At 28.0% G+C, this 7,589-nt stretch carries 7 protein-coding genes and 1 pseudogene; 5 read left to right on the top strand and 3 right to left on the bottom strand.

The genetic code is table 11. The features are described from left to right. Nucleotides 1–295: 295 nt before the first annotated feature. Nucleotides 296–1,720, bottom strand: a complete 1,425-nt coding sequence (locus tag CLOBL_RS26035) for a PLP-dependent aminotransferase family protein (protein WP_077861656.1) — start codon at nucleotides 1,718–1,720, stop codon at nucleotides 296–298. 173 nt (nucleotides 1,721–1,893) lie between these two features. Between CLOBL_RS26035 and CLOBL_RS26030 the strand changes: the two genes are divergently transcribed. From CLOBL_RS26030 to CLOBL_RS26020, 3 genes and pseudogenes are all read left to right on the top strand, one after another. Further along, nucleotides 1,894–2,265, top strand: a complete 372-nt coding sequence (locus tag CLOBL_RS26030) for a pyridoxamine 5'-phosphate oxidase family protein (RefSeq protein ID WP_077861655.1) — start codon at nucleotides 1,894–1,896, stop codon at nucleotides 2,263–2,265. A 202-nt stretch (nucleotides 2,266–2,467) separates the two neighbouring features. Further along, on the top strand, nucleotides 2,468–2,905 hold the full coding sequence (locus CLOBL_RS26025; RefSeq protein WP_077861654.1) for a GNAT family N-acetyltransferase: 438 nt from the start codon (nucleotides 2,468–2,470) through the stop codon (nucleotides 2,903–2,905). Nucleotides 2,906–3,198: 293 nt separating this feature from the next. After that, nucleotides 3,199–3,288, top strand: a pseudogene (locus tag CLOBL_RS26020) (IS200/IS605 family transposase); the annotation flags it as partial. Between the two features lie 464 nt (nucleotides 3,289–3,752). Here CLOBL_RS26020 and CLOBL_RS26015 read toward each other — a convergent pair. Both CLOBL_RS26015 and CLOBL_RS26010 read right to left on the bottom strand, forming a co-directional pair. After that, nucleotides 3,753–4,736, bottom strand: coding sequence for an S-4TM family putative pore-forming effector (locus CLOBL_RS26015; RefSeq protein ID WP_077861653.1), 984 nt, complete (start codon nucleotides 4,734–4,736; stop codon nucleotides 3,753–3,755). Next, entirely contained in the window at nucleotides 4,726–5,730 is a 1,005-nt protein-coding gene (locus CLOBL_RS26010; RefSeq protein WP_077861652.1) for a nucleotidyltransferase, read from the bottom strand. Before CLOBL_RS26010 ends, CLOBL_RS26015 begins: the two co-directional genes overlap by 11 nt. Before the next feature lie 371 nt (nucleotides 5,731–6,101). Here CLOBL_RS26010 and CLOBL_RS26005 point away from each other — a divergent pair, with 371 nt between their 5' ends. Together CLOBL_RS26005 and CLOBL_RS26000 are read left to right on the top strand one after the other, a co-directional pair. Beyond that, nucleotides 6,102–7,364 carry an ATP-binding protein gene (locus CLOBL_RS26005; protein WP_077861651.1) on the top strand — a complete coding sequence of 421 codons (1,263 nt, stop codon included), beginning with the start codon at nucleotides 6,102–6,104 and terminating at the stop codon, nucleotides 7,362–7,364. Next, on the top strand, nucleotides 7,355–7,589 hold a 235-nt coding region (locus CLOBL_RS26000; RefSeq protein ID WP_143323963.1), incomplete at its 3' end, for an RloB family protein. The genes CLOBL_RS26005 and CLOBL_RS26000, both read left to right, overlap by 10 nt.

Here is a 7,589-nt window from a genome sequence, read left to right as displayed (position 1 = left end):
TATGACCACGTACAATTTGTCAATGGAAATTTTAATCAATGTTTAAACAGTAGTGGTATTACATAAATATATGAAAATTATTTATTTTTAAATAGCCAAAGAACTAAAACAGATGTGAAATGAAAGGATAAATATGAAATATATAAAGTGTGCTTATTTTTAAAGATTTAATAATAAGCCTAATATCTGATTTAGGAAATAATTTATGCAAGCTAAAGAATGAGCTATCGCTAATGGAGTTTAATCCGCTAATGCGACAGCTCTTATAATGTCTATTTTGATTTTTTAGTAGGATTTACTTACTAAACCATGCCTTACTAAGTAAATTAATACCTTCAGCAATCTCACTCTCAGTCATTCCACCAAAACCAAGAAAAACCATATTATTAGAATATTTATCTTTTCGTAACCAATATGTAGATACAGGAGAAACTATAACACCATATTCTTTAGCTTTTTTTATTATCTCTTCTTCAGATAATCCATTGTTTAATTCTAGCAAGATATGCAAACCTGCATTTTTACCATGAATAATAACATTGTCTCCCATAAATTTATGAATAGAGTGGATTAACATATCATGTCTTCTTTTATTTAGAAGGGATATTTTACGCAGATGACTATCCCAATGTCCTAAATGCATAAACTGTTGAATTATTTTTTGCTCAACTATTGGAACTGAGGTTTGGTAGCTACTAAAAAAATTATCATATATTTCTAGTAATGATTGGGGTAATACCATATAATTCAATCGCAAGCTTGGGGAGAAAGACTTTGAAAAAGTACCAATATATATAACACAGCCTTTTGAATCAATACCCTGTATTGAAGGTATTGGCCTTGAATTGTAACGAAGTTCACTATCATAATCATCTTCAATTATAATTCCATTTTCTCTTCTTGCCCAATCTAATAATTGTAATCTTTTTTGAATTGGCATCACTGATCCAGTCGGAAATTGATGTGAGGGGGTTACATATACTATCTTTGTGGAGCTATTTTCTAATTCAGTAATATTTATTCCATCCTTGTCTAAACTAATTGGAACAACATCATATCCGTTATTGTTAAAAATCTTTCTTGCACCAATGTAGCCAGGATCTTCTAAAGCTACTTTAGAAAAATTGTTTCTGAACATTTGGCATAGTAAACTTAAACACTGCTCAAAGCCTGAAGTAATAATAATCTGTTCTGAGGTACATGAGACACCCCTTGATTTATTTAAATAATTCATTATTTCTATTCGTAATTCTTTTTCGCCTTTACTGCTAGTATAAGATGTCATAACTTCAGCATCTATAGAGGCCAAGCATTTATTTGATATCCTTCTCCATAAGCGCAAAGGAAAATCAGAAGCATTTAACTTTCCATATTTGAAATTATACTTATAATTATTATCAGAATTCATCTTAGGTAAAGTAGTTTTTTTATATTCTTCAATATTGACAGAGTTCTCTATCTTTAACTTAGTGATTAGCATACTATCTAGTTTTTCAACTATGAATCCGCTGTTTGCTTTACTTGTGACATATCCTTCAGAAGAAAGTTGTAGATAAGCACTTTCTACTGTATTTCTACTGACATTTAATGTTGTTGCAAGCGTTCGTGTTGAATATAGCTTACTGCCTTCCAAAAGCTGTCCTGAAATTATCTCTTCTTTTAACTGCTCATAAATTTGCAAATATAGTGGAACTCTTGAATCGTTATCTAGAACAATCATTTTTTTAAACACTCCCCTTATGAACTGTATCCTATAAAATAAAATAAATTGGCACTTTTGATGAGTACACATTGATTGTATAATTGTTTTATAGAAAAGTCAATGTGCACAAATTAAGACTTTTTAAAATATTAAAATAATTAAATTTGTAGAATTACAGAGGAGGAATTTAAATGTTAAATCAAAAATTGCTTGAAGTTATATCACATGAAGGTGTAGTAGCTATAGTATCTTGTAGTAACAATGAGGCGCATGTAGTTAATACTTGGCATTCATTTCTTAGTGTTACTGAAGATGGTAGGATATTAATACCTGCAGGAGGCATGAGAAGAACTCAAAAAAACATAGAAGCAAATAGTAAAGTTAAAGTTACTTTAGGTAGCAAAGAGGTTATGGGACATCAAAATCCAGGAACAGGATTTTTAATAGAAGGAACTGCAAAATTCCTTGTAGAGGGTCCAGACTTTGATATGGTGAAGAATAAATTTCCTTTTTTAAGTAGAGTATTAGAAATAACTGTTGCATCTGCTAAGCAAACATTATAGTTATAAGATAACTTGATTTTTGAAAAGAGTACTTTATATTAGTGAAAGAACTAAAAAAGTGCTCTTTTATGCTATTCATTTTTAATATTTTTAACTTAATTAGGGTAGTAGGAGCAGCTGTGTCATGCACTTAAAAGAAAATATTGTTGAAAACCTAAACTAGATCATAATAAAAAGAGAGCTATACAAGGAGGAATAAAAAATGACCGAGGACTTAATAACAATTAAAGAATTAACAGAAGAAGAGCAGTGGAAAGATGCTTTTTTATTAATGAAACAATTGCTAACTGATTTAGATGAGAAAAAATATTTACAACTTATAAAAGAGATGTACAAGGAAGGCTATAAGATGTTTGCCCTATTTGAAAAAGGGAAAATTGTTGCACTTACAGGTGTAATCCAGCTTACAAACTTATATTATGGAAAACATATCTGGGTTTATGACTTAATCACCGATGAAAGTAATAGGTCAAAAGGATATGGAGAAAAACTTTTATTACATATACAAACTTGGGGTAAGGAAAATGGATGTGGGATAGTAGCGCTTTCTTCTGGCTTCGAAAGAGTTGATGCACATAGATTTTATGAAAATAAGATGGCATATACCAAATCAAGTTATGTTTTTAGAAGACAAGTCTAAGAATTACTTGTCTTAGTCTATAATAAAGCTACTATAATATATATAAAAATTTTCTCGTGTTTTTTCAGGTCCTTTCTGAATATCTATATTATAATTATTGCCTGGATTACGAACAAATATTTGTGAAGACTTGTATTTATTATTGACTTTAGTCTGTTGAGTTCGCGTGCGTGCGAAACATAAAACCACCTGCTATGCGGGGGGGCAGGAAAATATGTTATACAAAAAACTCACATTTCCGAGTTATAATAGAAGTGTTCAAGCTACTATTTATTGAAGGAAAGGTGAGTTCTATGGATAAAAGTCTAGCACACACAAGATGGATGTGCAAGTATCATATTATATTTACGCCAAAGTTTAGAAGGAAAATGATTTACAACAAGTTTTAGGCGCCAGCCAGTAAAAAAGTCTTGTAGGCTCAGAGCCAGCCAGTTTTACGGGTGGTTCTGACTATTCAGTAAAATAAAAATTCTAATAGTAACAAATAAAGTAACAAAACAACAAAAATGACTATATTAAAAGATATCTAAACCTAATAATATAGTCATTTTTCTAAGAATATGGTGACCCATACGGGAATCGAACCCATGATTCAATGAAAAGGAAAATTTAAATATCTATAAGTGGCTATAAGCCTTGAAAATACTAATGTCCATATTTTTGAGAAAATATAAGTGGACATATCTAAATAGAACTATGGTGTAAAAATGGTGTAAAATTTAGATGGCGTTAGTGTAGTATTTTCGGGCTAAAGGACTCTCTTTAATATAAAATTGAAAGTGAAAAATTATTATATATCATTAAAAAATTTTATATTAACTTTTGATAGAAAAGTCTAAACTAAGATTTAGATAACTCGATTTTTGTTAATACTTGAATTATAATTTTTAATCATTATCTCAAGAGTATAATTAGTATCGTATTCTTGTTTATTTCTAGATCTTTTATAATACCAATCAAATATTAGTGGATTAGTGCTTCTACTCTGAAATATTTCATCTTGTAATTTTCTTGATAGATCTTTAAGTTCATCTTCTTTTTTAGTTTTGTTAAGTATATCTGCCCAAATATTATCACAACAAGCTTTAAGTTTATTGCTATTGTTTATGGATTTACAATTATCCTTGTATTGTTTAATTGTAAATGTTAATAAGCAGAAAAAAGGTGAAAATGCGTTTAATAAAAAAGATGGAATAGATAATTCCTTGAATAGACTTATTATTGTAACTAATAAGAATACAAAAGTTGAAATTGATATTATAAACTTAACAAAGCTTTGTCTTAAATAATTATCCCACCAACAGTTTGTTCTTTGACACATGATAGATGCAAATGGTAATTTTATAGTGTCTAAATTAGTACTATAGTACCAATTTATCATATTTGATTTATCTTTTTCATTTCTTTTTTTTATAAATTTAAGAGAATATTTGCCTATAGTTTCAACATCAGGTTTTGATATTTTTATTGGATTATTTGAAATGGATAGCACATCACAATCAAATGAATCTTGAATACTGGCGGCTAGTATTCTTTGGTTATTTAGATAAGGTGTTATTACTATTAAATCTAATATGGTTATTAAAGCGCTAATTATAAAGATAATTGCTTTAAATAACTCTGTTGATAAGCTTAGATAGGTAGTAATGAAATCAGCAAAAAAATTAGATACTAATGATAATACTATAGTAAATACAACTGTTACAACTATTTGGATACCAAAAATAACCTTTGCATCTGAATATATTTGTCTTTGAGCATATAATTTGTCTAAGTTTCCTGGTAAATTTTCTTTATTAATAATTTCATTATTTATAATTCTATTCTCCATCGTATTCAGGAAAATCACCTCCAAAAATTTCTGCCCATTTATTTATTGAAGACTCATCATCTTTATTATTTTCATAATTTCTTGCATCAATGGCTTTTAGATAATCAGAAGATGCTCTATCACTTATTTTTTTTATCTCATCATATGATAGGGTATTTAAGTTGCCTTGAATTCCTTTTGGGTCATTTACTGGATTATACACAGCATTAGAGATATATGATAAAATATTGGGAACTTCAATATCAACAAATTCACTACAAGAAGCTGCTGTATTATAGTAGTTAAGGATCATATTTTCTAACAAATATGATTGCATTGATGGCATGGTAGGTCTTTTATTCCAATACTTTATAATTCGTATAACATTAAGAACATTTCCATTATGATTTTGATTTATATCCGATACTTTTTTTCGATCTATCCTAGGGTCTGTTTTCATCCAATTACCGTTTCCATCTGGGATTATATAATAAGTTTTTCCAAGAGAATCTTCGGTAGTAAAAAAGCAGGGTACTATATCAAAATTCCAATCGTAAGAAATTAAATTTAGTGTAGCAGCTTGCTGGTTACGGTGAATTTCAGATTTTCTATATTGGCCTATATTTTTCAAATTAGCTATAAATTTATTTATGACTTTCTTTGAATTTAAAATATTAGTATCGTCGTTGCAAAGTTTTTTTAGATTTGTAGCTGAATCTGAAACTGTGATTTCAATGTGATCAGAATATTCATAGTAGGTACTACACTGAGCATTTAAACAAATCATAATGTCTATATCATCTAATTCACGTTTTTTAGTTTTCCTGGCAAAAGAGCCAAAGAAAATATCTTTTTCCTGATAAAACGAAGGAAATTCATCATCTTTAGTTGTAAAAGTGTGTATTTGATCAATTAGCCAATCTCTACTAGTTCTTGCTGTTTTGGATACATCAGAATCTAAATTCACCTTATCCTTTAAAAATTCATTAAATGCAGATATAACTGTTTTTGCCATAATAAGTCCTCCTCAAATTAATATATTAGTATTACAGAAACCAAAGAAAGTAACATTGAAATAAAACTATAAGAAATAATGTAATGAAATTAATAGTGATATGAAATGCGAGCGATAATTTAAAAAAACATAAAGTCGAGGTTTTAAGTGCTATTGTTGAGAAAAAATCTCACAAATTGAAGTTTAAATACTGAATAGTGACTTTTTATTATAATATGAATATATCACCAATAAATTTATTTGTCCATAGTAAAATGATAGAAAAGTAAATTTTATTTTTAATATTTGTGGAAATATCACAATAACTAGTATATAATTTTAAGTATAGATCATAATATAAGATAAGATTAGTATAGATGGAGGCATAAATTATGTTAATACAATTAGATATAGAGAATTTTCGTTCAATTAAAGATAAAGTTACTTTTAGTATGTTAGCATCAAAAGATAAAAGTCATGAGGATAATTTAATCAAGGAAGTTGATGCTTCAGGAAAGGAAGTTAATATCTTAAAGACATCTGCAATATATGGTGCAAATGGTTCAGGAAAAACAAATGTGCTAGAAGCTTTTAATTTTATAACGTATCTTTTAGCAACTTCTAATGATATGCAAAAGGGAAAAAAGATACCAGTAGATCCTTTTAAACTTGAAAGAGAATATATAAATAAACCAAGTAGTTTTGATATAATTTTCAAAACTAAAGGTATAAAATATGCTTATGGTTTTTCAGTTACTGAAACTAAGGTTGTTGATGAATATTTATATAGTTATCCCAATGGAAGACAAACTGTAATTTTTGAAAGAGAAAATACTGATGAATATACATTTAAGAATGATAAAGAAAGGCAAACTCAAATAAAAGATAAATTCCATTCTGATAATAAACTGTTTATTTCAACATTAAGTGTATGGGAATATGAAAAAGCTCAAGAACCATTTCAGTGGTTAAGAAATAATTTAAGAATAATAGATCCTAGAAGTAACACTGCAGGATTTACAGTTAATAAAATTTTAAAAAATAGTTCTATAAATATACGAATTAAAAATACTTTAAAGAAGGTCATTGAAGGAATTGAAGACATAAAAATTAATGAAATTGATATTGATCCTAAAGATGTACCATTATTAAAGTTTTTAAATGAAGAAGCAAAAGAAAAAATATTGAAAGATAATGAAAAGCTTACAAGTGTAAGTGTATTTCATAAAATGAATAATAGCAATGAGCTTGTAGAATTTGATTTAGAGGATGAATCAGATGGTACACAAAAATTATTTGGCTTATTAGGTATTTTTATAGACATTTTAGATAATGGTTCCACATTAGTTGTAGATGAATTAGATGTAAGATTGCATTCTCATTTAACAAAATTCTTAGTGGAATTATTCCATGACCCAGAATACAATAAAAACAATGCACAATTAATTTTCTCAACTCATGATACTAACTTGCTTGATCAGGATATTTTTAGAAGAGATCAAATTTGGTTTACAGAAAAGAAAGAAGACAAAAGTACAGATTTATACTCATTAGATGATTTTAAAGTGAGAAAGGATGCAGCAATTGAAAAAGGATATTTACAAGGAAAATATGGAGCAATACCACATTTAGGTGGAGGCAATATATGGGAATAAAAAGAAATATAGGAGAAGTTTCTAGAGAAAAAAGAAGAAAAAGAAAAGTTAAACCTCTTGTATTGATTGTATCTGAAGGAAAGGATACAGAAATTAATTATTTTAAACAATTTAATCAGAAATATGTAAATGTAGATGTTAAGCCAGTTGATAAAAATTCTGCTGGAAAGAACAAATCAAGGAAGACTGATCCATCTAATTTAGTGGATAAGGCTATTGAATATA

The organism is Clostridium sp. BL-8, from assembly GCF_002006495.1.
Taxonomy (GTDB): domain Bacteria; phylum Bacillota; class Clostridia; order Clostridiales; family Clostridiaceae; genus Clostridium.
Note: the sequence above shows the minus strand (reverse complement) of the source record. Positions and strands in the feature narration are given on the sequence as shown.

Excerpts from the sequence above, each read along its gene's own strand:
- CLOBL_RS26015 (WP_077861653.1), bottom strand. The coding sequence starts at position 4,736 with ATGGAGAATAGAATTATAAATAATGAAATTATTAATAAAGAAAATTTA.
- CLOBL_RS26025 (WP_077861654.1), top strand. The coding sequence starts at position 2,468 with ATGACCGAGGACTTAATAACAATTAAAGAATTAACAGAAGAAGAGCAG.
- CLOBL_RS26035 (WP_077861656.1), bottom strand. The coding sequence starts at position 1,720 with ATGATTGTTCTAGATAACGATTCAAGAGTTCCACTATATTTGCAAATT.
- CLOBL_RS26005 (WP_077861651.1), top strand. The coding sequence starts at position 6,102 with ATGTTAATACAATTAGATATAGAGAATTTTCGTTCAATTAAAGATAAA.
- CLOBL_RS26030 (WP_077861655.1), top strand. The coding sequence starts at position 1,894 with ATGTTAAATCAAAAATTGCTTGAAGTTATATCACATGAAGGTGTAGTA.
- CLOBL_RS26010 (WP_077861652.1), bottom strand. The coding sequence starts at position 5,730 with ATGGCAAAAACAGTTATATCTGCATTTAATGAATTTTTAAAGGATAAG.